The organism is Lacisediminihabitans profunda, assembly GCF_008040105.1.
Lineage (GTDB): Bacteria > Actinomycetota > Actinomycetes > Actinomycetales > Microbacteriaceae > Lacisediminihabitans > Lacisediminihabitans profunda.
The window spans coordinates 492,486-518,663 of sequence record NZ_VRMG01000005.1 but is presented as its reverse complement, the minus strand read 5'-3'; the positions used below and the strand labels follow the sequence as shown (position 1 = coordinate 518,663).

The 26,178-nt window shown below is 69.9% G+C and carries 27 protein-coding genes and 1 tRNA gene; 12 read left to right on the top strand and 16 right to left on the bottom strand.

Annotation, left to right across the window (positions count from 1 at the left end):
- Positions 1-3: 3 nt before the first annotated feature.
- The 8 genes from FVP33_RS06975 to FVP33_RS06945 form a co-directional block, all read right to left on the bottom strand.
- The gene (locus tag FVP33_RS06975; protein ID WP_147782888.1) at positions 4-405 is read right to left on the bottom strand and encodes a TadE/TadG family type IV pilus assembly protein; all 402 of its coding nucleotides are present in this window, start codon (positions 403-405) and stop codon (positions 4-6) included.
- A gap of 5 nt (positions 406-410) precedes the next feature.
- Positions 411-587 carry a hypothetical protein gene (locus FVP33_RS19450; protein ID WP_187270604.1) on the bottom strand — a complete coding sequence of 59 codons (177 nt, stop codon included), beginning with the start codon at positions 585-587 and terminating at the stop codon, positions 411-413.
- 25 nt (positions 588-612) lie between these two features.
- Positions 613-1,560, bottom strand: coding sequence for a type II secretion system F family protein (locus tag FVP33_RS06970; RefSeq protein ID WP_147782887.1), 948 nt, complete (start codon positions 1,558-1,560; stop codon positions 613-615).
- Complete coding sequence (locus tag FVP33_RS06965) at positions 1,548-2,408, bottom strand: type II secretion system F family protein (RefSeq protein ID WP_147782886.1); 861 nt, start codon at positions 2,406-2,408, stop codon at positions 1,548-1,550. The genes FVP33_RS06970 and FVP33_RS06965 overlap by 13 nt, the downstream gene beginning before the upstream one ends.
- Positions 2,405-3,637, bottom strand: coding sequence for a TadA family conjugal transfer-associated ATPase (locus tag FVP33_RS06960; protein ID WP_147782885.1), 1,233 nt, complete (start codon positions 3,635-3,637; stop codon positions 2,405-2,407). The genes FVP33_RS06965 and FVP33_RS06960 overlap by 4 nt, the downstream gene beginning before the upstream one ends.
- Positions 3,638-3,704: 67 nt before the next feature.
- On the bottom strand, positions 3,705-4,958 hold the full coding sequence (locus tag FVP33_RS06955; protein ID WP_147782884.1) for a DUF6716 putative glycosyltransferase: 1,254 nt from the start codon (positions 4,956-4,958) through the stop codon (positions 3,705-3,707).
- Positions 4,955-5,824 carry an N-acetylneuraminate synthase family protein gene (locus FVP33_RS06950; protein WP_147782883.1) on the bottom strand — a complete coding sequence of 290 codons (870 nt, stop codon included), beginning with the start codon at positions 5,822-5,824 and terminating at the stop codon, positions 4,955-4,957. The genes FVP33_RS06955 and FVP33_RS06950 overlap by 4 nt, the downstream gene beginning before the upstream one ends.
- Positions 5,794-6,999: an acylneuraminate cytidylyltransferase gene (locus FVP33_RS06945; RefSeq protein ID WP_147782882.1), complete on the bottom strand. Its 1,206-nt coding sequence runs from the start codon at positions 6,997-6,999 to the stop codon at positions 5,794-5,796. The genes FVP33_RS06950 and FVP33_RS06945 overlap by 31 nt, the downstream gene beginning before the upstream one ends.
- Positions 7,000-7,163: 164 nt before the next feature.
- Here FVP33_RS06945 and FVP33_RS06940 point away from each other — a divergent pair, with 164 nt between their 5' ends.
- The 3 genes from FVP33_RS06940 (at position 7,164) to FVP33_RS06930 (ending at position 9,846) form a co-directional block, all read left to right on the top strand.
- A complete protein-coding gene (locus FVP33_RS06940; protein WP_147782881.1) occupies positions 7,164-8,366 on the top strand; it encodes an MFS transporter in 1,203 nt (400 codons plus the stop codon).
- 590 nt (positions 8,367-8,956) lie between these two features.
- Positions 8,957-9,041 (top strand) — tRNA-Leu (locus FVP33_RS06935).
- Between the two features lie 82 nt (positions 9,042-9,123).
- The gene (locus FVP33_RS06930) at positions 9,124-9,846 is read left to right on the top strand and encodes a DedA family protein (RefSeq protein WP_147782880.1); all 723 of its coding nucleotides are present in this window, start codon (positions 9,124-9,126) and stop codon (positions 9,844-9,846) included.
- Between the two features lie 6 nt (positions 9,847-9,852).
- Here the strand turns inward: FVP33_RS06930 and FVP33_RS06925 are convergent, their stop codons facing one another.
- From FVP33_RS06925 to murI, 5 genes are read right to left on the bottom strand one after another with little or no spacing between them, the layout of a single operon-like run.
- Complete coding sequence (locus FVP33_RS06925; RefSeq protein ID WP_147782879.1) at positions 9,853-10,404, bottom strand: HEAT repeat domain-containing protein; 552 nt, start codon at positions 10,402-10,404, stop codon at positions 9,853-9,855.
- A 41-nt stretch (positions 10,405-10,445) separates the two neighbouring features.
- A complete protein-coding gene (locus FVP33_RS06920; RefSeq protein WP_147782878.1) occupies positions 10,446-11,672 on the bottom strand; it encodes an Nramp family divalent metal transporter in 1,227 nt (408 codons plus the stop codon).
- Positions 11,673-11,708: 36 nt separating this feature from the next.
- On the bottom strand, positions 11,709-12,380 hold the full coding sequence (gene rdgB, locus FVP33_RS06915) for an RdgB/HAM1 family non-canonical purine NTP pyrophosphatase (RefSeq protein ID WP_147782877.1): 672 nt from the start codon (positions 12,378-12,380) through the stop codon (positions 11,709-11,711).
- Positions 12,377-13,135, bottom strand: a complete 759-nt coding sequence (gene rph, locus FVP33_RS06910) for a ribonuclease PH (RefSeq protein WP_147782876.1) — start codon at positions 13,133-13,135, stop codon at positions 12,377-12,379. Before rph ends, rdgB begins: the two co-directional genes overlap by 4 nt.
- Complete coding sequence (murI, locus tag FVP33_RS06905; protein WP_246142210.1) at positions 13,132-13,995, bottom strand: glutamate racemase; 864 nt, start codon at positions 13,993-13,995, stop codon at positions 13,132-13,134. The genes rph and murI overlap by 4 nt, the downstream gene beginning before the upstream one ends.
- Positions 13,996-14,085: 90 nt before the next feature.
- Between murI and FVP33_RS06900 the strand changes: the two genes are divergently transcribed.
- Positions 14,086-15,399 (top strand): nicotinate phosphoribosyltransferase, encoded by a 1,314-nt coding sequence (locus FVP33_RS06900; RefSeq protein WP_281289370.1) that lies wholly within the window; start codon positions 14,086-14,088, stop codon positions 15,397-15,399.
- Positions 15,400-15,422: 23 nt separating this feature from the next.
- On the opposite strand, the gene FVP33_RS06895 is transcribed toward FVP33_RS06900, so the two are convergent.
- The 3 genes from FVP33_RS06895 to FVP33_RS06885 are packed head-to-tail and all read right to left on the bottom strand — an operon-like array spanning position 15,423 to position 18,277.
- Positions 15,423-15,686 carry a DUF3039 domain-containing protein gene (locus tag FVP33_RS06895; RefSeq protein WP_147782873.1) on the bottom strand — a complete coding sequence of 88 codons (264 nt, stop codon included), beginning with the start codon at positions 15,684-15,686 and terminating at the stop codon, positions 15,423-15,425.
- Positions 15,687-15,695: 9 nt separating this feature from the next.
- A complete protein-coding gene (locus FVP33_RS06890; RefSeq protein ID WP_187270603.1) occupies positions 15,696-17,267 on the bottom strand; it encodes a hypothetical protein in 1,572 nt (523 codons plus the stop codon).
- Complete coding sequence (locus FVP33_RS06885) at positions 17,243-18,277, bottom strand: ABC transporter ATP-binding protein (protein WP_147782872.1); 1,035 nt, start codon at positions 18,275-18,277, stop codon at positions 17,243-17,245. Before FVP33_RS06885 ends, FVP33_RS06890 begins: the two co-directional genes overlap by 25 nt.
- A 43-nt stretch (positions 18,278-18,320) precedes the next feature.
- On the opposite strand from FVP33_RS06885, the gene FVP33_RS06880 reads away from it, so the two are divergent.
- The 8 genes from FVP33_RS06880 to FVP33_RS06845 all read left to right on the top strand — a co-directional run bounded on the left by FVP33_RS06880 (position 18,321) and on the right by FVP33_RS06845 (position 26,171).
- On the top strand, positions 18,321-18,773 hold the full coding sequence (locus FVP33_RS06880; protein WP_147782871.1) for a hypothetical protein: 453 nt from the start codon (positions 18,321-18,323) through the stop codon (positions 18,771-18,773).
- A gap of 367 nt (positions 18,774-19,140) precedes the next feature.
- Positions 19,141-19,833, top strand: a complete 693-nt coding sequence (locus tag FVP33_RS06875; protein WP_147782870.1) for a phosphocholine cytidylyltransferase family protein — start codon at positions 19,141-19,143, stop codon at positions 19,831-19,833.
- Positions 19,834-19,875: 42 nt separating this feature from the next.
- Positions 19,876-20,694, top strand: a complete 819-nt coding sequence (locus FVP33_RS06870; RefSeq protein ID WP_147782869.1) for an ABC transporter permease — start codon at positions 19,876-19,878, stop codon at positions 20,692-20,694.
- A 1-nt stretch (position 20,695) separates the two neighbouring features.
- Positions 20,696-21,469, top strand: a complete 774-nt coding sequence (locus FVP33_RS06865) for an ABC transporter ATP-binding protein (protein WP_246142209.1) — start codon at positions 20,696-20,698, stop codon at positions 21,467-21,469.
- Positions 21,466-22,287, top strand: a complete 822-nt coding sequence (locus FVP33_RS06860) for a hypothetical protein (RefSeq protein ID WP_147782868.1) — start codon at positions 21,466-21,468, stop codon at positions 22,285-22,287. Before FVP33_RS06865 ends, FVP33_RS06860 begins: the two co-directional genes overlap by 4 nt.
- A gap of 85 nt (positions 22,288-22,372) precedes the next feature.
- Positions 22,373-22,669: a hypothetical protein gene (locus FVP33_RS06855; RefSeq protein WP_147782867.1), complete on the top strand. Its 297-nt coding sequence runs from the start codon at positions 22,373-22,375 to the stop codon at positions 22,667-22,669.
- A gap of 725 nt (positions 22,670-23,394) precedes the next feature.
- Positions 23,395-24,645 (top strand): CDP-glycerol glycerophosphotransferase family protein, encoded by a 1,251-nt coding sequence (locus FVP33_RS06850; RefSeq protein ID WP_147782866.1) that lies wholly within the window; start codon positions 23,395-23,397, stop codon positions 24,643-24,645.
- Positions 24,642-26,171 (top strand): CDP-glycerol glycerophosphotransferase family protein, encoded by a 1,530-nt coding sequence (locus FVP33_RS06845; protein WP_147782865.1) that lies wholly within the window; start codon positions 24,642-24,644, stop codon positions 26,169-26,171. Before FVP33_RS06850 ends, FVP33_RS06845 begins: the two co-directional genes overlap by 4 nt.
- The last annotated feature ends 7 nt before the right edge of the window (positions 26,172-26,178 follow it).

The window sequence follows — 26,178 nt, the reverse complement described above, 5'->3', positions numbered from 1 at the left end:
CTCCTATTCACCCAGAGTCTCCACCGAGGCATGACCGGTCACCTCCAGCCCGCCGTCGATCCCGACCAGGCCGATGAGCGGCAGTGGGGTGCGCACCGTCACGATGGCCGCCGGATGTCCGAGGTAGCTCCCGTAGTCGGCCGAGACGCCCGCCGCATAGCCCGCGCCCAACGCCTCGGTGATGAGATCACGAGTTCGAGCGGCTCCGTCCTGAAGCCCGTTGTCGGCGAGGGCCGCGAACCGGGCACCCTCGGCCGCCGCATCGAGCACGGTGTTGCGGATGTGCAGCGCGAGCCCGAGCTGGATCACCGACAGGGTGAGCACGGTGAGCAGCGCCGCGACCATGACGAACTCGGCCGGGGCGGAGCCGTCGTCACGACGAAGCGCCGACCGGAGGGCACGCACGGCGATCAGAAACTCGTGACTCGCTCGATCGCCTGCTGGAACACGCTGCTCAGCGCAGGCCCCGCGAGGGCCCAGATGATGATCACCAGCCCCGCGGTCATGAGTGTGATGAGCACCCAGCCCGGTACGTCGCCGCGTTCCTCCGCGACCAGACCGGCCAGCATCCGACGGACTCTCGACATGATTTCTTCCTTTCTCTTGCGACCGTCACCGGCCCAGTTGGAGCACGAAGATTCCCGGGAAGATCGCGAAGACGATCGTCACCGGGAGGATCAGGAAGACCAGGGGCACGAGCATCGCCACCTCCTTCTTTCCCGCGACCTCGAGCAGTTCGCGCTTCGCCTCGTCCCTCGAGTCCTGGGCCTGGGCCCGCAGCACCTCGGAGAGCGGCGTTCCGCGATCGAGCGCGCCGGTGATCTGTTCGACGCAGCGGGTGAGCGCCGGGAGGCGCACGCCCTCGGCGAGCGCCGCGAGGGACTCGCCGAGCGGGAGGCCGGTATTCACCGCGGCGACAACCGCGCCGAACTCGGCCGCGAGTTCCCCGTGGCTCACCCGCGCGACGCGGCGGATCGCATCCAGGATGCCCTCCCCCGCCGAGAGGCTCAGGGTGAGGAACTCGAGCACGGTGGGCAGCTCGCTCGACAGCCGTTGGAGTCGCAGCCGTGCCGCCCGCTGCAGCAGGAAGTCACGGAGCAGCACCCCGCCGATCGCGGAGCCGACCACGATGATCGCGTAGACGACGGCCGGTGGAGACTGTGCGCGCCCGATCGCCAGCGCGGCGAACACCCCGGCGACGGCCCCGCCGAGCGCCCAGCCGAGCTCGCGGGATCGGAACGCCTCCACTGACAGACCGCTCCCCGACTGCCGGAGCCGCAACTGGATCGTCACGGAGCCGCCCACGAGGGAGCCGAGCGCCCTCCGTGCCCCCGCCGCGATCGGCGCCAGGAGCGCCCAGAAGACTGGGAGCGGGTCGGCGGACCGCCTGCCCAGCAGCTCGCGCGCACCGGGCGCGACGTCGACGAGGTAGGGGGCCACCCGGTCGGCGAGACGCGGTCGGCCCAGCCGCGGGACGAGGCTCACGAGCGACCAGAGACCGACACCCAAAGCCGTCCCGGCGAGCACCGCCCAGCCGCCGAGCGAGGTCAACTGAACCATCGTCGCTCCTCCGGCAACCGCGCCAGAGCGAGCATGGCGCGGTAGGCCACGGCGGTCACCGCAAGCCCGGCCACGATCAGCACCACCCCGCCCGGAGTGTTGTAGGCCGCGGCCGCCTCCGGCCGGGTCGACAGCAGCAGGAGGATCACCCACGGGGAAGCCACCCCGAGTTTGGCCGCATTCAGCACCCAGGACTGCCGCGCCTCGACCTCCGATCGGATCGCCGACTCCGCCCTGAGGTAGGACGCGAGGCTCCTCAGCACGGTCGTGAGCTCGCTCCCGCCGACCTCCCGCGACATCCGGAGCGTCTCCAGGATGCGGTCGGCGACCGGGTCGGCGAGCCTGGTCTTGAGTGAGTCGGCGCAGAGCGCGAAGTTGCCGGTGGCCCGGTACTCCCGTTCGAAGGCGGCGAACTGTTCACGGGTCTGCGGCGGCCCCGAATGAGCGAGCGCCACGACACTGTCGGGCAGGGCGAGTCCGGAGCGCACGGCCGAGACGAGGTGGTCCACGACATCCGGCCAGACCACCCTGGCCTGGCGTCGTCGGCTTCGCGCACGCCAGCCCACGATCGACAGGGGCAGGACGAGCGCGACACCTCCGGCGATGACGGCGATGGCGAGCACCGGCACGAGGGCGAAGACGAGGGCGCTCGAGGCCATCGCCGCGAGCACCGAGGCGGCTGCGAGGGCGGGAAGCGAGACGGCCTGGAGTCCGGCCTGGGCGAGCCGCTCCCTGAGCAACCGGGTCAAACGAGGAGGGGTCGACGCGGCGTCAGATGGGGGCCAGAGCAGCGGCGAGACCGAGAGGACGATCCCCAGACCGAGCAGCAGGCCGAGCGCGACGGTCACGTGCGCACCGTGCCGAGAACGGAGGCGAGGTCGAAGTCGCCGGCGACGAACTTTGCGGACTTGGTGGGGTAGCTTCCGGTCGGTTCAAGCACGCCGCGCTCGCTCGCGAAGATCGTGCTGGCCTCGATCACGCCCGCCGTGACCTGTCCGCTCGGCGCCACGATCTCGGTCACTCGCCGCCTGCCATTGCGGGCCAACTCGCAGTGCACCACGAGATCCACCGACGCGGCGACGGTGGGCACCACGAACGCGGAGTCGATGTTGCGTCCCGCCAGAAGCGGCAGCGTGCACAGTTTCGCGAGGGCGTCGCGCGCCCCATTCGCATGGAGGGAACACATGCCGGGGATGCCGGAATTCAGCGCGATGAGCAGGTCGAGCGACTCCGCCTCGCGCACCTCGCCGACCACGAGCCGGTCGGGGCGCATCCGCAGAGCCTCCTTGATGAGGCGGCGCAGGGTGATCTCGCCGGTGCCCTCGAGGCTCGGCTGCCGGCACTGCATCGCGACGGTGTCCCGGGCGGCGAGGTCGAGTTCGAAGGTGTCCTCGACGGTGACGATGCGCTCCCCGGGGCGCGCCGCGGCGAGGAGGCTGTTGAGCATGGTGGTCTTGCCGCTCTGGGTGGCGCCGGAGACGAGGATGTTCTGCCCGGCGAGCACGCACATCCGCAGGAACTCCGCGCTCTGCTGGGTGAGCGATCCGAGCGAGACGAGGGTCTGCAGGTCGCGGATGCGTCGGGTGAACTTGCGGATGTTGACCGCCCAGTGCGCGCGGGTCACGTCCGGGATCACCACGTGCAGCCTCGATCCGTCGGGCAGCGATGCGTCGACGAATGGGCTGCTCAGGTCGACCCGGCGCCCCGAGGACTGGAGCATCCGCTCGACCAGGTCGCGCACCTGGGTGCCCGTGAGCACCACATCGACGCGCTCGGGCACGCCGTTGCGGGCGACGAAGACCCTCGAGGGCCCGTTGATCCAGACCTCCTCGATCTCGGGGTCGTCGAGGTAGGGCTGGAGGGCGCCGAAGCCGGCTATCGAGGCGACGATCTGCCGGGTGGCCGCCCCCTCGTCCGCGAGCATCGGCAGGGTGCCGCCGAGCGCGCGCTCGCTGTACCGCTGAACCTCATCCCGAACGTAGCGGTCAGCGAGCGCGCGGTCGTTGCCGAGGTCCACGCCATCCAGACGCACCCTCTCGCGCACCTGCTCGGTGATGATCGTGACGGCCCTCGACATGCCGACAGTGTGGGCCGAGCCGGACCCCGGCCGCACCGATTGTCCACAGGCCGCGGAGAGTCGGGAATCAGGGTCGCACGGCCCGCTTGCGCTCCCGGCTGACCTTGCGCACCGCGAGCAGCAGGATTCGCACGGGCGTGCCGATGACGAGGGCGATCGCGCCGGCGAGCGAGCGGTCGAACCGGCCGAGGGCCCGCTTACGGTCCCACGCGCGTCGCACCACCCCGCCCGCCGTGCCGCGCGTCAGCGTCTTGAGCGGCAACTGGCCCGCCTCGCGCAGGACGAGCAGCTCGAACGTGCGGTGCACCCAGTCGTCCTCGCCGGTGCCGTGGAAGTAGTTGTCGTCGAGCCAGGCCGGGTCGGCCCGCTTGAACCGGCCGTCCACGAGGTCCGCGCAGTTGCCCAGCAGGCCGCTGCCCTCGAACACGGTGTTGATGAGCGCGGCGTTGACGCCGAAGTCCGCGATCACGAGCACCGGCACCTCGAGCGCCACCGCCTCGATCGCGGCCGTCGAGCTCACCGTGACAAGGCCGGCGGCCCCGGCCAGGTGGTCGGACATCGCGCCGCCGGCCACCACCAGGTTGCCGGGCGCCGGGGGCTTCAGCTGCGCCATCAGGCTCGGATAGTCGTGAGTCTCGGCGTGCGTCTGCGCCTCGCCGCGCGCCGCACGCACCTTCACGATCACGCGACGGTACGGATGCCGCCGAGCCGACTCGGCGAGCCAGCTCAGCAGGGCGAGGCGGTCGGCCTTGTCCCACGGTACCTTCGCCTGCGCGGCGAAGATGACGTCGCCGTCCGCGCGCCGGCCCGGCGTGCGACGCGGCAGGAACGGCAGGGTCGCCAGGGCGAACCTCTGGTCGATGCCCATGTGTTCGGCGAGTTCGGCGAACTCGCGCGTCTCCCGGCGGCTGTGCAGCACGAAGAGGTCGGCCTGGGCGCGGTGCGCGATGGCCATCCTGCTGGCCGGCACGGAGATGCCGGGCAGCCCGGTGACGATCACCGGGCGTCGGGTCGCCGCCCCGACGACGGCGCGGACCACCACCTTCACCAGCGGCCCGCGAACGGAGACGAGCACGACGGCCGGCTGCAGGCGGCCGATCCGCACGGCGAGGGCCGAGAGGTCCAGGATCGCCGGTCGCGCGCCGTCTGACGCGCTCCCGGCGAGCGCCGCCGACAACTGGTCGGCGCTCGGCAGCACCGGGCTGGCCACCACCACGAGGGTCTTCTCCCACTCGGCCGGCGCGCGGTCGAGGAGGGCGGCCCCCCACTTGATGTACGAGTCGGAGTCCGCGATCGCGAGGATGCGGGTGGGCGTCGTCAAGCGGGAACGCGTCGAAGCTTGGCGAGCGGTGCCAACTCCCCGGGGAAGATGCGCTTGACTCCGTCGCCGAGCGCCTCCTCCACGATCCGGATGTCGCGAACCAGCTGCGTGAAGCCCTGCAGTTCGAGCGAGGCGGCGTGGTCGGATCCCCACATCGTGCGGTCGAGCGTGATGTGCCGTTCGACGGCGACGGCGCCGAGGGCGACGGCCGCGATCGAGATCTGCAGGCCGCGCTCGTGGCCGGAGTACCCGATGGGCACCCCGGGGTAGCGGTGGCGGAGGGTGGTGATCATGCGGAGGTTCGCCTCCTCCGGCGGGAGCGGGTAGGTCGACGTCGCGTGCAGGATCACGAGGTTGTCTGTGCCGAGCACGTCCACCGCCCGGTCGATCTGGTCGAGGGTGGACATGCCGGTGGACAGGATCACGGGCTTTCCGGTCGCAGCGAGGGCCTCGAGGAGGCCGAGGTCGGTGACGGAGGCCGAGGCCACCTTGTGGGCGGAGACGTTGAGGTCCTCGAGGAAATCGACGGACGGTTCGTCCCACGGGGAGGCGAACCAGTCGAGGCCGCGGAGCGTCGCGTAGTCGCCGATCTCCACGTACTGCTCGCGGCTGAACTCCACCCGGTAGCGGTATTCGAGGTAGGTCATGAGCCCCCACGGCGTCTCCCGCGGCGTGTTCTTCATGTGCTCCGGGGTGGAGATCTCCGGGGTGCGCTTCTGGAATTTGACCGCCTGGGCGCCCGCGTCCGCGGCCACATCGATCAACTGCATCGCGAGATCCACGTCGCCGTTGTGGTTGAGCCCGATCTCCGCGATGACGTACACCGCGCCATTTCCTAGCTCTGAACTGCCGATGGATACAACCATGGTTCCTCCAATTGCTCGTCGATCCGTGCACTGCGGGTCGTCAAAATCAGGTCGGCGAGTTCGCGCACGGCGCCGTAGCCGCCCGGTGTGTCGAGCACCACGCGGGCGGCGGCGATCACCTCGGGCATCGCATCCGGCACCGCGATCGGCCAGCCGACGATCGCGAGGCAGCCGAGGTCGTTGACGTCGTTTCCGAGATAGGCGATCCGCTCGAGCGGGATGCCGCGGTCCTCGGCCCAGCCGGTGAGCGCCGCGGCCTTGTCGCGCACGCCCTGAAGCACCTCCACTCGGAGCTTCGCGGCCCGGGCGGAGACCACGGGGTGCGCCTCGGTGGAGAGGATCAGCACGGGCATCCCACTCTCCCGCAGGAGTCGCACGCCGAGGCCGTCCGAACGATTGGTGGTGACGAACTCGGACCCGTCGGCGCCGATGAGCACACGGTCGTCGGTGTGCACCCCGTCGAAGTCGGTGACGACCGCATCGACGTCGATCGGATGGGGTTCGAGCGAGGGGTCGACGAGGGGCGCGAGGGCGTTCGCCATCTCGAGCTCATCGACGGTATCGATCTCGATCGCGGTGCGCTCGTCCACGATCGTCACGCCCAGGCGGCCGAAGAAGCGGTGCCCCGCCCGCACGAAACCCGCCGCGCGCAGCACGTAGAACGCCCCGGTCTCCCGGAACTGCGGTTCGCGGTCCTGCCGACGCTGCCGCACGGCCGGCTCGTGGTTGACGCCGACGGCGCCGGCATCGGTGATGCGCCAGAGGAAGGCGTGCGTCTCCGCGGCGGAGAACACCACGTCCTCGACCCCGCTGCGCACCCGTTCGATCGCCTCGTCGAGCTCCGCGGTGTTGATGAACGGCGAGGTTGCCTGAATGAAGACGACGATGTCCGGGGTGCCGCCCTGCTGTTCGAGAACGTGCAGGAGCGCGGACTCGGAGGTCGCGAGGTCGGTCGAGAGCGTCGGCGGGCGGTTCACGATGGTGGCTCCGGCCGACCGGGCGGCCGCGGCGATGGACGGGTCATCCGTGCTCACGACCACCCGGTCGATGAGCCTGCTCGCCCGTGCGGCCGACACCGCGCGCACGATCAGCGACACCCCGCCGACCCGGGCAAGGTTCTTCGCCGGCACGCCCTTGGACCCGCCCCGCGCCGGGATGATGGCCACGACGCTCATCGGCTCACCGTCGGAATCTCAGTCATAATCCTGCGAGACTAGGAAGCCGACGCTGCCCCTAATTGGCCGCAGTGTGAACGCCGCGTGACGGTCCGCTGACCAAACGGCGTCGGAGCCGGCCGCCGGATTCAGCGGTCGGGCGGATGCGGGAGGAACACGCGCACATGACCACGGTCTCCACGGCCCCCTTCCCGCACGCGACGCGCGCCTGGACCGCGCTCGTGCTCGGGGTCGCCGCGCAGACCGCCGGCACCGTCTTCGTCACGACTCCCGCGTTCCTCATCCCCCTCCTGCACGCCGAACGCGGACTCTCGCTCGCGCAGGCCGGCCTGTTGGCCGCCGCGCCGACGATGGGCATGGTTCTCACCCTCATCGCGTGGGGCGCCCTCGCCGATCGGGTGGGCGAGAAATGGGTGATCGCCGGCGGACTCGCGCTCACCTCCCTCGCGGCCCTGGGGGCGGCGGTCTCGCCCGGATACGTCTCGCTCGGGGTGTTCCTGCTGCTCGGCGGGGCCGCGTCGGCGAGCACCAACTCGGCGAGCGGGAAGGTGGTGGTCGGCTGGTTTCCCAAGGACCGGCGCGGGCTCGCGATGGGAATCCGGCAGATGGCACAGCCGCTCGGCGTGACGATCGCCGCCGTGACCGTGCCGTCGATCGCGTCGGCGGGAGGCATCGGCGCCGCCCTCATCGTGCCCCTCGCGCTCACCGCGGCGCTCGCCGTCGCCTGCGCCATCGGAATCGTGAACCCGCCGCGGCCCGCCAGGACGGCGACCGGCGAAACTCCGCGCAATCCGTACCGTTCGAGCGGATTCCTCTGGCGCATCCACGCGGTATCGGTGCTGCTCGTCGTGCCGCAGTTCACGCTCTCCACCTTCGGCCTCGTCTGGCTCGTGACGGAGCTGCGTGTCCCGGCGCTCGCGGCCGGCATCATCGTGGGATCCGCCCAGTTCGTGGGGGCGGTGGGCCGCATCGGCGTCGGCGTTCTGAGCGACCGGGTCGGGAGCCGGGTTCGCCCCCTGCGCTGGGTGGCGGTCTCGGCGTGCGTCGTGATGGCGCTGCTCGCCGCCGTCGGGGGCGCCGGCTGGCTGCTCGGCGCGATCGTGCTGATGGTCGCGATGACTGTGACGGTGGCCGACAACGGTCTCGCGTTCACCTCGGTCGCGGAGATGTCGGGGGCGGCCTGGTCAGGTCGCGCCCTCGGGGTGCAGAACACCGGCCAGTTCATCGCGGCCTCCGCGGTGGGACCGCTCGTCGGTGCCCTCATCGGACTCGTGGGCTTCCCGCTCGCCTTCCTCGTCGTGGCGGCGTCCCCGGCCCTGGCCGTGCCGCTGGTTCCCCGCGTCGAGGCGGAGAAGGACCACCTCTAGGTGCACTGCCCAGGCAGGGTGGTTGATTGGGTGTGACGACTCGCTTCAGTCGGTGAACGTGAGCGAGGTTGCGGATCTCGTGGTCGTGGACCTTCTGGTCGGGCCGTGTTCTGCAGGACGGGCCCCGGAGGTGAGGGTGCCTACCCCACAGACTCCAGTTGTGCAGGACAGCTTGTGCAGGACAGCCTGTGCAGGACAGCCTGTGCAGGACAGCTTGTGCAGGACACGGCAGGGGTGTGGCGCCCCGAACGGTCCCGGTCTGCAGGACGCTCCCGTCGGTTCTGCGCCAATCGTCCTCGCCATCCGCCCGAGCCGTCCTGCACAACCCGTCCTGCCGTCCTGCACCACCCGTCCTGCACAACTGGAGTCTGCGGGGCGGGCACCCGTGCACGGCGGAGCCGTCCTGCACAACCCGTCCTGCCGTCCTGCACCACCCGTCCTGCACAACTGGAGTCTGCGGGGCGGACACCCGTGGACGGCGGCGCCGTCCTGCACAACGCATGCCAGGGGCAAGCGAGTGCCGCGCAGTGGCGGGGACATCGGCGAATGAGGCGGCCTCCGGCCGGTGCGGATACACTTGAGCGGCACTCGCGGGAGTGGTGAAATTGGTATACACGCAGGTTTTAGGTACCTGTGCCGAAAGGCGTGAGGGTTCGAGTCCCTTCTTCCGCACCAAGGCGGATTGGGAGGTTATCCCCATCCTGTCCCCCGGTCCACGGGCTACCCTGTCTAATACAGACGACTGGAGCTTTCCCCTTTGCTATCTTCCGGCCTCATCCCCTGGCTCGACCCGGTATCGCTGATCCATGCCTTCGGGCCCTACGCGCTTGTCGGTGTCTGCCTCATCATCTTCGCCGAGACCGGACTCCTGGTCGGATTCCTGCTGCCGGGCGACACGCTCCTCATCATCACGGGACTGCTGGCCTTCCACCCCGGAATCGGCGTGCCGATCTGGCTGGTCGTGCCCGCCATCGGGCTCGCCGCGTTCCTCGGCGGCGAGGTCGGCTACCTCATCGGTAAGAAGGCCGGGCCGCGCATCTTCGAACGCAAGGAGACCGGGCTCTTCAGCATCGCAAACGTCAAACGCACCAATGCGTTCTTCGAGCGCTTCGGCGGATTCGCCGTCGTGCTGGCCCGCTTCGTCCCCGTGCTGCGCACCTTCGTGCCGGTGGCGGCTGGCGTAGGTCGCATGAACTACCGCAAGTACTCGATCTACAACCTGATCGGTGCGCTGCTCTGGGCGGCCGGCCTCACCTTCGGCGGATACCTGCTCGGCTACATCCCACCGGTCGCCGCCTTCGTCTCGAAGTACATCGACGTGATTCTGCTCGCCGCCGTCGTGCTCACGCTCATCCCCACCGTGTACCACTACATCCAGTCGACGGTGAAGGCGAAGCGGGCCAATCGTGAGAACGCCCCCCTGCCGACCGATGCGGACGTCGTGATCGACGCGAAGTACTTCGACCGCAAGGCCGAGTAGCGACGGTCAGGCGAGCGGCCGGTCGAGTCGCTTCGCCAGGCGGACGAGGGACTGTTGCGCGGCCCGGCGCACTTCCTTTTGCGGATCCCGCAGCATCGCCGTGAGGGCCGGGGCGTTCTCCGCGTCACCGACCTCGGCGATGGCCCGCGCGCCGGCGATCCGAACTCGCTCGTTCTCGTCGGCGAGCAGGGGCGAGAGGGTCTCCGAACTGCCGATCTTCCGCCCGAGGCACACGCGGGCGCACATTTCGCGCACGCGCCAGGCCCGGTCGGAGAGCCCGGCGATCACGGCGGACTCGCAGGAGTCGTCCCACACGTAGTTGAGGGCGCGCGCGCCCCACACCTCCGGCCAGTACAGGGGCGGCGCCCCGTCGAGCACGCCCTGGGCGTGACGGCCGCCCACCCAGAGCAGGAATTCCTCGCCCTCGTTGCCACCGCGAAGCAGGGAGGCCGCGCGCTCGGCGACGTTCTTTTCGCCGAACCGCTCGACGGCGACCGCGATCCTGTGGGCTGGTGAGTCGTCGAGGGGGACGTCGGAGGCGGGGTCAATGTTGTTCATGGCGACTCCAACGGTACCCCGCGGCGCGCGGGGCCGCCGCCCTACCCGGCAAGGGTGAGCACGATGAGCGCGAGATTGAGCGCGACCACGAGAACCACCACCACGCCGAGCGCCCATCTCACCGGCCGGCGATTGACGCTCTCGCCCATGATCGCCGGATCGTTGGTGAGGCGGAGCAGCGGCACGAGGGCGAACGGGATGCCGAAGCTCAGGAACACCTGGCTGATCACGAGCGCCCAGGTGGGGTTCACCCCCACGGCGAGCACGATCAGCGCGGGGATGAGGGTCACCCCGCGCCGCACGAAGACCGGGATGGAGCGCTTGATCAACCCGGCCATGATCGTCGCCCCGGCGTAGCTGCCCACGGATGTGGACGCGAGCCCCGAGGCGAGAAGGCCGATCGCGAAGACGAGCGCGATGCCCGGACCGAGCGCCGAGCCGATCGCCGCGTGCGCGCCGGCGATCGTGTCCGTGCCGGCCACGTCCCGCAGGTTGACCGCGGCGAGCAGCAGCATGCCGATGTTCACCACCCCGGCGAGGCCGAGGGCGATCACCACGTCCCACTTGGTGGCGCGCAGCAGGCGCGCCCGATCATCCGCGGAGCCAGCCCGCCCGTGGCGGTCGCGCGCGAGGGCGGAGTGCACATAGATCGCGTGCGGCATGACGGTCGCGCCGAGCATGCTCGCCGCGAGCAGCACCGACCCGGTGCCGTCGAAACGGGGAATGAGCCCATCGAGCACCGAGAGCCCGTCCGGCGGGCTGATGAAGAGCCCGGCGAGGAAGCCGACAGCGATCACCGTGAGCAGGCCGATGATCACGGTCTCGAATGGGCGCTGGCCGTAGCGGCTCTGCAGCGCGAGAAGGGCCATCGAGACCACACCGACAATGAGTCCGCCGACGAAGAGCGGCAGGCCGAAGAGCAGGTTGAGCGCGATCGCGCCGCCGATCACCTCGGCGATGTCGGTGGCGGCCGCGACGAGTTCCGCCTGCCCCCAGAAGGCGATCCTGGCCGGCGTGCGCATTCGCTCGCCCAGGTGCTCTGGCATCGTTCGACCACTGACGAGCCCGAGCTTGGCCGACTGGTACTGCACGAGGGCGGCAATGAGATTGGCCGCCACCAGCACCCAGACGAGGAGGTAGCCGTAGCGGGCGCCGCCGGTGAGGTTCGCGGCGACGTTGCCAGGGTCGACGTAGGCGATGGCGGCGACGAATGCCGGCCCGAGGAGCCACACTCCGCGTGTCACCGGGCGTGCCGCTGCCCGATTCATTGCCACACCCGAGTCCTCAGCGGCGCCGCGCACCGCTCAGGGTACCAATCGTTCCCGGACGACAGGCATGAGCGCCGCGAACGCGCGGGCGCGGTGGCTGATGGCGTTCTTCTCGTCGGCGTGGAGCTCGGCGGACGAGACGGCGTAGCCGGCCGGTTTGAACACCGGGTCGTAGCCGAATCCGCCGCCGCCGACCGCCTCGTGCAACACGGTCCCCGCCCAGATTCCCGTTTCCACCCACTCGAAGCTCGTGGCGTCCTCCGATGGCCCATCCGGACCGACCGAAGCCAGCGGCGCGGGCACCACGAGGGCGGCCGCGCACACGAACTGGGCGCCGCGCTCCTCCTTCCCGACGAGGTTGGCGAGAAGCAACCGCACGTTGTCCGCGTCGTCCCGGCTGCCGGCGTAGCGGGCCGAGTTGATGCCGGGGGCTCCCCCGAGGGCCGCGACGGCGATGCCGGAGTCGTCGGCGATCGCCGGGAGACCGGTGTGCTCGGAGGCCGCTCGCGCCTTGATCAGCGCGTTCGCCTCGAAGGTCTCGCCATCCTCCACCGGCTCGGGTCCCTCGTAGGCGATGAGCTCGATGCCGTCGAGGGAGGCCCCGAGGATGCGGCGCAGCTCCGCGACCTTGTGGGCATTGTGGGTGGCCAGCACGAGCCGCACCGGCTCGTGCGCCGTCGGGCCGCCCGTCGTCGGCTGAGTGGTCATCGGCCCAGGGTCTCCACCTGGAGCTTGGTCAGGTCGGCGGCCCCGCCGAGGGCGAGGTCCAGGAGCGAGTCGAGCTCCGAGCGGTCGAACGGCGCTCCCTCGGCGGTGCCCTGCACCTCCACGAAGAGGCCGCGGCCGGTGACGACCACGTTCATGTCGGTCTCGGCCCGTACGTCTTCCACGTAGGCCAGGTCCAGCATGGGAACGCCGTCGATGATGCCCACCGAGACCGCCGAGACACTGTCGATGAGGGGTTTGGCGTTCTGGCCGATGAATCGCTTGGAACGGCCCCACTCCAGCGCGTCGGCGAGCGCCACGTAGGCGCCGGTGATCGCCGCGGTGCGCGTGCCTCCGTCGGCCTGGAGCACGTCGCAGTCGATCACGATGGTGTTCTCGCCGAGGGACTTCATGTCGACGACCGCGCGCAGGCTCCGGCCGATCAGGCGGGAGATCTCGTGGGTGCGCCCGCCGATCTTGCCCTTCACCGATTCCCGGTCCATGCGGTCGTTGGTGGAGCGCGGAAGCATCGAGTACTCGGCCGTCACCCAGCCCTTGCCCTTGCCGGTCATCCAGCGGGGCACGCCGTTGGTGAAGGAGGCCGTGCAGAGAACCTTGGTGCGGCCGAACGAGATGAGGGCCGAGCCTTCCGCCTGGTCGCTCCAACCGCGCTCGATCGTGATGGCCCGAAGCTCGTCGTGCCCGCGCCCGTCGCTGCGGGGACCGCTGGGGGTGTCGGTGGCCTGGCTGATGCTCATGCGATGGCGTCCTTAGCTGGGAGGTGGATGGTGCCGGTCTCGACGAGGTCGACGGTCGACACCGCGGGTCCGAGAAAGCGGGTCACGAGGGAGGTGAATTGGGCCTGGCTGTCGCCGGTGGCCTCGTAGACGTGCACGGGCGGTGCGGCAGACGTGCGCTGAATGCCGTGCTTGACGAGGGTGCGGTACACGTCGAAGGCCGTCTCCTCCGCGCTCGAGACGAGGGTCACGTCCTCGCCCATGACGTACTGGATGGCCGCGGACATGAGCGGATAGTGGGTGCAGCCGAGCACGAGGGTGTCGATCCCGGCCGCCTTGAGCGGCGAGAGGTAGTGCTCGGCCACGTCGAACAGCTCGGCGCCGCTCGTGACACCGGCCTCCACGAACTCCACGAACCGCGGACAGGCCTGGGTGAACAGGTCGAGGTGCGGGGCGGCGGCGAAGGCGTCGTCGTAGGCCTTCGACCCGATCGTGCCGACGGTGCCGATCACTCCGACCCGTCCGTTCCGCGTCTGGCGCACGGCGGCGCGCACCGCCGGCTGGATCACCTCGACCACCGGAATCCCGAGGGCCTGGGTGTAGCGCTCGCGCGCATCCCGCAGCATCGCGGACGACGCGGTGTTGCAGGCGATCACGATCATCTTCACGCCCTGCGCGACGAGGTCGTCGAGCACGGCGAGGGTGTATCGGCGAACATCGGCAATCGGCTTCGGGCCGTACGGCGAATGAGCCGTGTCCCCCACGTAGAGGATGGATTCGTTCGGCAGCTGGTCGATGATCGCCCTGGCGACCGTGAGCCCGCCGACACCCGAGTCGAAGATCCCGATCGGGGCGCCGGAGTTTGTCAGAGGATCAGCCACGGGAGTCGAGTTTAGCCGCGACCCGCGGTCGTCCGCAGTCCGGGGGCGGCACGGCGGCGCCCCGGCGGCCGCTCTGGCTAGGCTTGAGCGGTGACCAGCGCTCCGCACCCCGTGAGTTCCTTCCTGACCGACCAGTACGAGCTGACCATGGTCGATGCGGCCATCCGAAGCGGCACGCACGAACGGGAATGCGTGTTCGAGGTCTTTGCGCGACATCTGCCGGGCGGTCGCCGCTACGGGGTGGTCGCCGGCACGGGGCGGCTTCTCGACCTCATCGCCGACTTCCGGTTCACGGATGCCGAACTGGAGTGGCTGAGGGACAACGAGATCGTCGACGACAAGGCGATCGCCTGGCTGGCCGACTACCGCTTCACCGGCAACATCTGGGGCTATCAGGAGGGCGAGCTCTACTTTCCCGGCTCCCCCATCCTCGTCGTCGACGGCACCTTCGCCGAGGCCGTTCTCCTCGAGACCCTCGCGCTGAGCGTGCTCAACTACGACAGCGCCGTCGCGAGCGCGGCAGCGAGGATGGTGTCCGCCGCGAGCGGTCGGCCCCTCGCCGAGATGGGATCGCGCCGCACCGGCGAGCGCAGCGCCGTGGCCGCGGCGCGCGCGGCGTTCATCGCGGGCTTCGGCGCGACGAGCAACCTCGAGGCCGGCCGCAGCTGGGGGATCCCGACCATGGGCACGGCCGCGCACTCGTTCACCCTCCTCCACGACACCGAGGAGGATGCCTTCCGCGCCCAGGTCGCGGCGCTCGGCGTCGGAACGACACTGCTCGTCGACACCTACGACGTGCCGGCGGCGGTCGAACTCGCCGTCCGGGTGGCCGGCACGGGCCTCGGCGCCGTGCGGATCGACAGTGGCGACCTGCCGGAGCAGGTGGCAGCGGTGCGCAGGCAACTCGACGCCCTCGGGGCGACGAAGACCCGGATCACCGTGACGAACGACCTGGACGAGTTCACCATCGCCGCCCTGCGCGCCGCCCCGGTCGACTCCTACGGCGTCGGCACCTCCGTCGTCACCGGTTCGGGTTCCCCGGCGGCCGGCATGGTCTACAAGCTCGTGGCGCGCAAGGGCTCGGACGGCGAGTGGCTCTCCGTGGCCAAGAGGTCCGCGCACAAGGCGACCGTCGGCGGGCGCAAGTTCCCCGTGCGGGAGTTGGACGAGGCGGGTCGCGCGACGGCCGAAGTGATCCACGTCGGCGAGCCGGAGGCGGCGACCAGCCGGCACCGGCCGCTCCTCGTGCCCCTGATGAATGCCGGAGTCCCGGTGGAGCGCTATCGCGGTGCCGCCGGCACGGCCCTCGCCAGGGAGCATCGCGCAGCGGCGATGGCCGAACTCCCCGCCGACGCGTTGAGACTCGGCCGAGGCGACCCGGCCGTCGCCACCCGCTACGAGTAGGCCGGCACGCCGGGAGGAGGTCGCTACGCCTTCATCGAGTCGTAGATCTCCTTGCAGGTCGGGCAGACCGGGAACTTCTCCGGGTCGCGCCCGGGCGTCCAGACCTTGCCGCACAGCGCGATCACCGGCTTGCCGCTCAGCGCCGACTTGAGAATCTTGTCCTTCTGCACATAGTGCGAGTATCGGTCGTGGTCGCCGTCTTCCACCTGCTCCTGGTTCAGCAGCTCTTCGAGTTCGCGGTCAAGCGTGTCTGTGCCGCCGCCGCCCTGCTGTGTGTCACCGCTCATGCTTCGATTTTAGTTCTTCAACGTGAAGGCCAACAGCTCGGGCCCCCGGCGGGAGAAGATCGCTCCGCCCCAGTGGATGCCGAGCACGAGGGCGGCGAGCCCGATGAGCAGGCCGGCCACGAGCGAGCCGAGGTGCCAGGCGGGGTTCACGAACAGTCCGAGCGCCGCGAAGGCGAGCGCCGGCATCGAGACGATGATGGCGGCGAAGAACGAGAGCGACTGGATGAGACCGGCCGCGGTCCCGCTGGCCTGCGGCTGGTTGAACGGGCTGTCTCCCGGTCGCACCGAGGGATACGGGAAGCGCGCGGAGATCACGCTCGAGAAGCCCAGCCCGGCGAGCAGGATGCACGAGCTCACTCCGATGAGCGACGGAAGCACCGCCCAGTCGCCATACAGCGCTGCGGCGATCGGCGACCCGATGAAGACGAGCGGCACGCCGATCAGCAGCGCCGGCACGACCCGGCCGAGGCGGTCCGCCCACCCGGACACGTTGGAGGCGACGTGCAGCCAGATCGCCGTGTTGTCGTAGGCGACGTCGTTGTGGATCGACCAGGACAGGAACAGGCACATGGCCGGCACCGGGATGAGGGCGAGCACGTTCCCGGGCACGCCGGCCACGGAGAGCGCCACGACGAAGACGATGGGCGCCACCGGGACGGCCACGAGCGACGTGTGATACCTCGCGTCGCGGAGCCAGTAGGTGATGCTGCGAGCGGCGATCGCTCCGGCCGGCGTCCCCGGCATCCGGTCGAACCAGCCGAGACCGACGTAGGCCCTCTTGCGCGACTCGCGTTGCGGCGTCACGAGCATCCAGGCGACAAGCGCGCGCCAGCCGAGCCAGAGCAGGCCCAGGAAGGCGAGGGCGATCGCGAGTTTGGCGAGCGCGAGTACCGGTTCGCCCGCGGCCGCCTCGGCGGGTGCAGACCAGACGGCGCCCAGCGGCGTCCAGCCGGCCACCGCGGCGACGGAGCGGAGCACCCGCAGCCCGTCGCGCGCCCAGTCGACGGTCGCCAGCAGCACGACCACCGGCGAGAACGACACGATCACGAGCAGGGCGATGAGCCCGGTGGCCTCGCGGGCGCGCCGGGTGGCGAGCAGGAACGCCGCGACAGAGGTGGTCACGCGGGCGCCCAGCACGCAGGTCGCCACGATCAGGACGGCGCCGACCAGGGCGAGGAAGGCGGCGAAGGGGTCACGGGTCCAGGTGAAGATCTGGGCGACGGCGACGATCGCGATGGCCAGGGCTGGCACCCCGATGAGAGCGGAGAGCGCCAGTCCGGCCGCGAGCCGGGTGGTGGGCACTCCGAGGAGCGAGAACGCGCGGGGGTCAAGTGTGTCGTCGGTGCCGAAGGCGAGGGGAACGAGCAGGAAGCCGAGCACGATGAGGGAGCCGACGGTGACGGACACGCTCGTGGCGAAGGCGACATCGGCGAACCTCAGCGCGAGGAATCCGATCACCGCCAGGGCCGCGGTGCCGAGACCGTAGGCGAGCCCGATAGCAATGCCGATCACCTGCATGGGACTGCGGCGAAAGATGTTCGCGAGCAGTCGGAGCTTCAGTCCGAGAAACTGTGCAACCACTCCATGCCCTCCGCTGTCTTGCGTCCGCCGGCGAGTTCCACGAAGCGTTCTTCGAGCGATCCGATTCCCCTGACCTCGTCCATGGTCCCGGAGGCGAGCACCGAGCCGGACACCACGATGGCGACGTAGTCGCAGATGCGCTGCACGAGATCCATGCTGTGGCTCGAGAGCACGACCGTGCCCCCGGCCGCCGCATAGTTCTGCAGGATCTCGGTGACGTTCGCCGCCGAAACGGGGTCGACCGACTCGAACGGTTCGTCGAGGATGAGCAGCCGCGGAGAATGGATCATGGCCGACGCGAGCGCGACCTTCTTCGTCATCCCGGCCGAATAGTCGGCCACGAGCCGGTCGAGGGCGTCCTCGAGGCCGAACGCCGAGGCGAGGTCGGCCGACCGCTTCTTCACCGTCTGGGGGTCGAGCCCGCGGAGGATTCCCGCGTAATACAGCAGCTGGCCGCCGGTGAGCCGATCGAAGAGCCGCAGGCGGTCCGGCAGCACTCCCATGTTGCGCTTGGCGACGATGGGGTCCGACCAGACGTCGGCCCCGTGCACCGCGATCGTGCCGCCGTCCGGCCGCAGCAGCCCAGTGACCATGGACAGGGTGGTGGTCTTGCCCGCCCCGTTCGGTCCGACGATTCCGAAGATCGAGCCGGTGGGGATCGAGAGGCTCACGTGGTCCACCGCCACCGTGTCGCCGAACCTCTTCACCAGGTCGTGCAACTCGAGCACGACGTCGGCATCGGCGGATTCCGGTGCTGGCGTGCGCGCCGCAGTCGTGATCGTGGCCTTTGTCGGTGCCTGGGTGGGCGCCTTGGCAGGCGTCGCCGGCTTGCGGGTGACGGTCCGCGTGGCCGGCGCCGGTGCGACGAGAGGCGCCTCGACGACGAGGTCGTCGACGACCGCGTCCTCGATCACGAGGGCCTCGACGACAGGATCTTCCGCGATCGGCGGGTCGAGCGCCTCCGCCGGTGTATCGACCACGGCGGCAGGAGGCTGGGCTGGGACCGTCATGCCGGCCGCCTCAGGAGCCTGTGCCGCCAGGACCGCGCGAGTCGTGGCACTCGACGGTGTCTTCCGCGGAGTTGCCGGCGCGCGGGACGCCGTGGCCCGTGGAGCGGCCGGCTTCCTCGCCGTTGCCGGTCGGCGCGGAGCGGCGGGCTTGCGGGCGGAGCTCGGTGTGGGCTTCTCTGCCGTCGCGGCGTCCGCGGTCTCGGCCGCGCCGGCAACCACGGTTTCCGGTGAATCCGGGATCACCGGAGCGTCGACGGCGGGAGCCGCCTCGGCGGGCGCGGGCTCGGCGGGCGCAGGCTTCGTCGGAGCGGCGCGGGGGGCCTTGGCTGCGCTCGTCGAGCGGGCGCTCGGTCGCCGGGCCGGTCGGGACGCCGGGGTTGGCTTGGCAGTCTGCTGGTCCGTCGTCGATTCGGCAGGCGTCGATTCGGCCTCGGTCTGGGCAGACTCCACCGACGATCCTTGCGTCGGCCGGGCGGCACCGGCAGCGGGGCGCTGACGGGGCGTCCGAGGGCTGCGCGGGGCGCGCGGGGCGCCGGAAATGGACGCCACTGGCGCCATCGGGCCGTCGCTCGGAGTCGCCTCGCGCGCCAAGTCAACTGGCTCGGCATCTGGCTTCTTCTCGGGTTCTGGATCCACCTGCTAACCGTATCAACGGCACCTGTGCGCCCGAGCGGCGACCGGGGTTTCTGTCACGAATTGAGAACATCCACAGGTGCGTCCCTGTCGAAATCGTGGGCCACCGAGTAGGCTTGCCCGAGCACGACGATGTGTCCAGACAAGTGTCTGGGGATGAACAGACGGTAAACCCTTTTGGTATTGACACCGCGCCCCAGTCGGACAACAGTCAATTGAGGAGACCAATCGTGAGCACACAGATCGTCATCTTGGCCGCAGGAATGGGCAGCCGTCTCGGCCGCTCGCTGCCCAAGCCGCTGACCGAACTCAACGATGGCCGCACCATCATGCAGCAGCAGTTCGACAACATCCACCACGCCTTCGGCAAGGCCGCGAAGGTCACCATCGTCGTCGGCTACAAGCTCGAGCACATCATTGAGGCCTTCCCCAACGCCTCGTTCGTCTACAACGAGCAGTACGACCAGACCAACACGTCCAAGAGCCTCATGCGTGCCCTGCGCGCGTCGTCGCCCGGTGGCGTCCTGTGGATGAACGGCGACGTCGTCTTCGACCCGGAGGCGCTGGAGCGCGCGGCGAAGATGGTCGCTCGCGACCAGTCCTTCGTGTCGGTCAACACCGAGCGCGTCTCGGATGAAGAGGTCAAGTACACCGTCGACGCCGAGGGATACATCAACGAGCTCTCCAAGACCGTCAAGGGCGGGCTGGGCGAGGCCGTCGGCATCAACTACGTGTCGCGCGCCGACAAGGCAGCGCTGCTGCGCCAGCTGGGGCGCGTCGGCGACCAGGACTACTTCGAGCGCGGCATTGAACTGGCCATCGAGCAGGACAAGCTACGATTTGAGCCGGTAGACATCTCCGACCTCTACGCCGTAGAGATCGACTTCGCGGAAGACCTGGAGCGGGCCAACCTCTTCGTCTAGCGCGAGGCGCGGGGGTGCTTGATCTCTAAGGACCCGTATCGCGTGAGTGCAGCTCTTGAAGCACGCCCGACACGGTCGCCGTTCGCGCGCTACCGCCATTCGCTGTGGCTGCTGACCACGCGCGACCTCAAGGTGCGCTACTCCACCTCGTTCCTCGGCTACTTCTGGTCGATCCTCGACCCGTTGGTGATGGCGGCGATCTATTGGATCGTATTCACCCAGATCTTCCACCGCGGCACCGTCGGCCACGAGCAGCCGTACATCGTCTTCCTGCTGACGGCGCTGCTCCCGTGGACCTGGTTCAACGGGGTGGTGTCGGATGCCACGCGCGCCTTCACCAAGGAAGCCAAGCTGATCCGCTCCACCAAGATCCCGCGCACGATCTGGGTTGCCCGTCTCGTGCTGTCGAAGGGCATCGAGTTCGTGGTCAGCCTCCCGGTGATCATCATCTTCGCGCTGGTCTCCCTCGGAACGAACACCCCGGCCCAGCTCCACTGGCAGATCGTCTTCCTTCCGCTCGCGATCATCCTCCAGGCAGCCCTCGCCTTCGGCGTGGCCCTGATCGTCGCGCCGCTCGTCGTGTTCTTCCGGGACCTGGAACGCGCGGTGAAGCTCGGCCTGCGGTTCCTCTTCTACGCGTCGCCGATCGTCTATGGGCTCGAGTCGGTACCGATCCACCTCAAGCCGTTCATCGCGATCAATCCGATGTCGGGAATCCTGTCTCTCTACCGCTCGGCGTTCTTCCCGCTCGAGCTGAACTGGGTCGATGTCGCGGTGAGCGCCGGGTTCACCATCGTCATCCTCGTCGTGGGCGCGCTGGTCTTCCGGCGCACGATCCCCACCGTGCTGAAGGAGATCTGACGTGACGGATCTCAGCACCCCGGTGACCGCGGTGCAGGCCCCCGTGATCACCGTCTCGGATGTCGGCATCCGGTTCAAGCGCAACCGCCGTTCGCGCCGCAGCTTCAAGGACCTCTTCGCCGGCTCGCAACGCCGCGCTCGCCCCGGCGAGTTCTGGGCGCTGCGTAACGTGTCGTTCAGCGTCGCTCCGGGCGAGGCGATCGGCGTGGTCGGGCGCAACGGGCAGGGCAAGTCCACCCTGCTCAAGCTCGTGGCCGAGGTCGTGTACCCGGACGAGGGCAGAATCGGGGTGCACGCCGGTGTGGCTCCGCTGATCGAGATCACCGGAGGCTTCGTCGACGACCTCACCGTGCGGGACAACGTGTACCTCACGGCCGGCCTGCACGGCATGAAGCGCGCAGAGATCGACGCTCAGTTCGATGAGATCATCGCGTTCGCGGAGATCGGCGACTTTCTCGACACCCCGTACAAGCACCTGTCGAGCGGAATGAAGGTGCGCATCGCGTTCTCGGTGATCTCGAGGCTCGAGGAGCCCATCCTGCTCGTGGACGAGGTGCTCGCCGTGGGCGACAAGGGCTTCCGGGAGAAGTGCTACCGGCGCATCGAGGAGCTCTTGGCGGGCGGGCGTACCCTGTTCTTCGTGTCCCACAACGAGAGAGATCTGCGCCGGTTCTGCACCAGGGGCCTGTACCTCGACAAGGGCGCGCTCGTGCTCGACGCGTCCATCGACGAGGTGCTCGACCGCTACAACCAGGAGTACGGAGTCACCCCGTGACGCTGCCCGTCGGCGCCCGACAGACCGCTCCGGTGGAGGCGGGGATCGACCGGCTGCTCTCGGTGCAGCGGCCCCTCGTGATCGCCCACGTGCGGGGAATTCGCCAGCGGCATCCCGGGGCGACTCCGGCGGAGATCGTGACCATCCTCGAGCGCCACTACCTCGCCGCGGTCACCACAGGAGGCGCCGCCGTCGGGGCGAGCGCCGTGATCCCCGGCGTCGGCTTCGGCATCTCCCTCGCCCTCAGCGGGGTGGAGACGGCGGGCTTCCTCGAGACGAGTGCCCTCTTCGCGCAGTCGGTGACCGAGGTGCACGGCATCGCCGTGGAGGATCCGGAGCGGGCGCGAACCCTCGTGATGACCATGATGCTGGGCACCGCCGGCTCCGACCTCGTGAAGCAACTCGCCGGTCAGGCCGCCGGCGTCGGCCCGTCGCGTGGACGCTTCTGGGGCGAGCTCGTGACAAAGAGCCTTCCGCAGGCGGCGATGGGGCAGGTCGGCGACAGGGTCAAGCGGGTCTTCGTGAAGAGGTTCGCGGCCACCCAGGGCGCAAGCATCATCGGGCGGGCGATCCCGTTCGGGATCGGTGCTGTGATCGGCGGAACCGGTAACCACATGCTCGGTCGCAAGGTCGTCACCAGCGCGCGAGATGCCTTCGGACCGCCGCCCGAGTCGTTCCCCCTCGTGCTCGAACCGAAGGTGCGACCGGTGCGGGTGCAGACCGCCCGCTCGCGCATCGCGCTCCCCCGGTTTGGGAAAACAGCGTCCGAGCCCAAGGCCCCGCGCGCTCGGAAGACTCCGCGGCCGCCGAAACCCTAAGACCGCCCCTCCCTCACACCGAGAGCGGTCAGGAGGTGTGCACCGGCAACGCCGTGCCGTCGCACGCCCTCATTAGATTCGCCGCATGACCACTCACAGCCTCCCTGACCTCGACGACGCCTACCCGGTCCCGTTCCGCCTCGACCGGGACACCGGGCCACGGCGGTACCTCCTCACCAATGCGGGGACGGAGCCGGTGGACGGCGTGACCGTGAGCCTTCTCGGTTCGGGGATGATGCCCGCCAGCCTGCCCGCGACCCTGCTTCCCGGGGAGTCCCTCGAGGTCATGGTGTCCGGCCGGGACCTCGCCAGGTGCACCGTGCTCGTTGTCCGCTGGTTCAGACCGAACGGCCGGGAATACCTCTGGCGGGTGAGTTTCTGATGCCCGGGGCTAGGGCTGCGATCGCGGTGTGGGGCCTGTGGCGATGGTATTCGTGGGGCCAGGCCGGGAGGGCGTTTTCGGCCCGCCTGTCCCCGCCACTGTTCGGCACTCCCTTGCCCCTGGCACGCGTTGTGCAGGACGGCTCGGGTGTCCACGGGTGCCCGCCCCGCAGACTCTGGTTGTGCAGGACAGGTTGTGCAGGACGGCAGGACGGCTTGTGCAGGACGGCAGGACGGCTTGTGCAGGACGGCAGGACGGCTTGTGCAGGACGCCTCGGGCAGGTAGCGAGGACGTTTAGGTGCAGAACCGACGGAGCGTCCTGCAGACCGGGACCCTTCGGGTCGCCACACCCCTGCCGTGTCCTGCACAAGCTGTCCTGCACAACCAGAGTCTGCGGGGTGGGCACCCACGCCTCCGGGGCCCCGTCCTGCAGAACGCGGCCCGACCAACGCGGGCGGCACAATCGAGCGTCGTCGCGGCGACCGGCATGCGGCGGAGGGCGTCCGGGCAGCCGCGACGGGGTCGAGGTCCACGACCACGAGATCCGCAACGTCGGCGACGGCCACACGCGAACGTCAGTAACAAGTCAAAGCAGCACCTAGCCGTCGTCCGACTCCGAGTCGAGCGGGGATGACTCCCCACCGAACTCGTCCACCGCGCGCAGGTCCGTCGGCCGCAGCGCCCGAGCCCGGATCGCCCGCATTGCCTGCTGCTAGGCTCCACTCGTGCCCGGGTTCAACTTTGCGTCAGGGAATGCGAAGAAGCTCCTGTCGCTCCCGCTCTACGCGCTCGGCGCCCTCGCCAGCCTCGCCGTCCCCCGGTCGGACGATCGCTGGGTGGTCGGCTGTGGATCCGGCGTCGGGGAAGGCGCCCTCGAACTCTTCCTTCTCGCGCGGGCGAAGCCCACCCCGCCGCGCCTCGCCTGGCTCGCCCGCGACGATCGGGAGCTCGCGGATGCCCGGGCGCTCGGCCTCGACGCGACGCTGAAGTCGAGCGCCCGCGGCCTCTGGCTCACCCTGCGGGCCCGGGTCCTCGTGGTCACCCACGGCTTCGGCGATGTGAACCGCTACGGCACCCGTGGGGGGTTCGTCGTGCAGCTCTGGCACGGCATCCCGCTCAAGCTCATCCAGCTCGATTCGCCGGCCACAATGCGCACCCGTCTGCCCGGGGCGCGGAGGTTGCGCGGGCCCCTCCGCCGCGCCTATCGCGCGGGGTTCGACGGCATCTCCTTCATGCCGGCGGCATCGCCCCTGGCCGCCGATCGGCTGCGCACCGCCTTCGGACTGCCCGCGAGCCGGATCGCCGTGACGGGCGACCCGCGCGACGACGTTCTCTCCCGCGGCACTCCAGCCGAGCGGTCGGCGCGAGCACGGGAACTGCTCTTCGCGCGGCTCCGCCTGCCCCCGACGGACTCGACGATCATCCTGTTCGCCCCCACCTGGCGGGACGGCGAGGCCGACCCCGGCATCCCCTCCGCCGACGACTGGCTCCGGATCGACGAGTACCTTCTGGCGTCCGACTCCGTCCTGGTGCTGCGACCGCACCCGCACGGCGTCGGCGATTACCGGGGCGGCGTCGCGGCATCCGATCGTGTCGTGCTGCTCGACTCGACCGGGCTCGCCGACGTGACCCCCGTGCTGCCCGCCGTCGACGTGTTGATCACCGACTACTCGTCGATCGCGCTCGACTACTCGCTCACCGGCGGCCCGATCCTGTTCCTCGCCCCGGACGAGGAGTCGTACTCCGAGTCCCGCGGATTCTACGAGCCGTACCGTGAATTCAGTGGCGGTCGAGAGGTGCGCACCTGGTCGGCACTGCTCGGCCAACTCCGGCGGCTCGAGGACGACCCCGCCTGGGCGGGCGAGGTGCGTGCGCACTCCGCCGACCTCGCGACGCGGCACTTCACGTTTCAGGACGGCCGGAATGCTGAGAGAGTGTATTCCGAGATAGTTCTCAGACAGAAGGCGCGGAAATGACACGGAGCGAGCGAGGCGGGCCTCCGGTCGGGCTGGCAATCGTCGACTCGGTCACCGTGCTCACGTCGCCGGCGCCTGCGGTCTCCCTCGCGGGGGCGGTGAGCGTGGGCACGCCGGCGAAACTCGAGGTGCGCGGCTCCCGGCAGACGCTCGGTGCCCCGGTCTCCGTCGCCAACGGCCGCTGGAGCGCCACCCTCCCCCTGCTCGAGTCGCTCTGGGGAGGGCCGGCTCTTCCGCCCCGGTCCGGCCAATACGAGGCGATCCTGCTGACCGACGACGGCTCGCCCCTCCGCATCGACGTCGACGCGGCCCTTCCAGCCCCCCAGCTCATCGAGGGGGTGACCCGGGTGGCCTTCGACGACCGGGAGGACGGCCTCGGCCTGCGCTTCTCCGCCCCCCTCAGCGACCGGGAACGCGGGCCGCTGCAGCAGGCGTCGCTCGAGGCCGACTATCGTTCCGCGCGGTTCGAGCCGCTCGACGCCGTGTTCTTCGAGAGCTTCTACGGGCAGAACGCGTCCTGCAACCCGCTCGCCATCGACCGAGAGTTCGCCAGGCTGCGGCCGGACATCGCCCGGTATTGGAGCGTCGCGGACGCCTCGGTCGCGGTGCCGGAGGGCTCGATCGCGCTGATCGAGGGCAGCGAGGACTGGTGGCGCATCCGCGGTTCGGCCCGGCTGCTGGTGATCAACGACTGGCTGCGCAAGCGGTTCCGCAAACGCTCGTACCAGACGGTGCTGCAGACCTGGCACGGCACGATGCTCAAGAAGCTCGCGCTCAGCCGTCTTCGCCTCGGCGCCCGACCCGCCCTAGCCACCCTGCGGGAGCGGGCCCGGTGGGACATCCTGCTCGCGCAGAATCCGTACTCGACGAGAGTATTCCGCTCGGCGTATGCATTTCTGGGGCCGGTTTGGCAGGAGGGCTATCCGCGCGACGACGTGCTCCTCACCGGCGATGCGGCGGCCGTTCGGCGTCGCCTCGGCATCCCGGATGGCGTGGCGGTGCTGCTCTACGCACCCACCTGGCGCGACGACCGCCCGGACCACGTCGACCATCTGGATGTGTCTCGCTTCGCCGAGAACCTCGGTGCGGGGTACGTGACCCTGATCCGCGGGCACTCCCGCACCCTCCTCCCCGGCGAGGACCTCAAGGCCCGCAACGTGCTCGACGTGACCGGCTACCCCGACATCTCCGAACTGTTCCTCGTGGCTGACGCCCTCGTCACGGACTACTCCTCGGTGATGTTCGACTTCACCGTCACGGGCAAGCCGCTGTTCTTCTTCACCCCGGATCTCGTGCACTACCGCGAGAAGCTTCGTGGCTTCTACTTCGACCTCAGCGCCGTGGCGCCGGGGCCCGTCGTCTCGGATCCCGCCGAGCTCGTCGCCCTCGTGCACGACCGCGACGCCGTGCGCGCGCGCTACGCGGACAAGTACCGCGCCTGGCAACGCCGATTCAACCCGCGCGACGACGGCGGAGCGGCGGAGCGCGTGGTTCGGCGGCTGCTCGAGGAGCGGATCATCGGCTGAGGCCGCG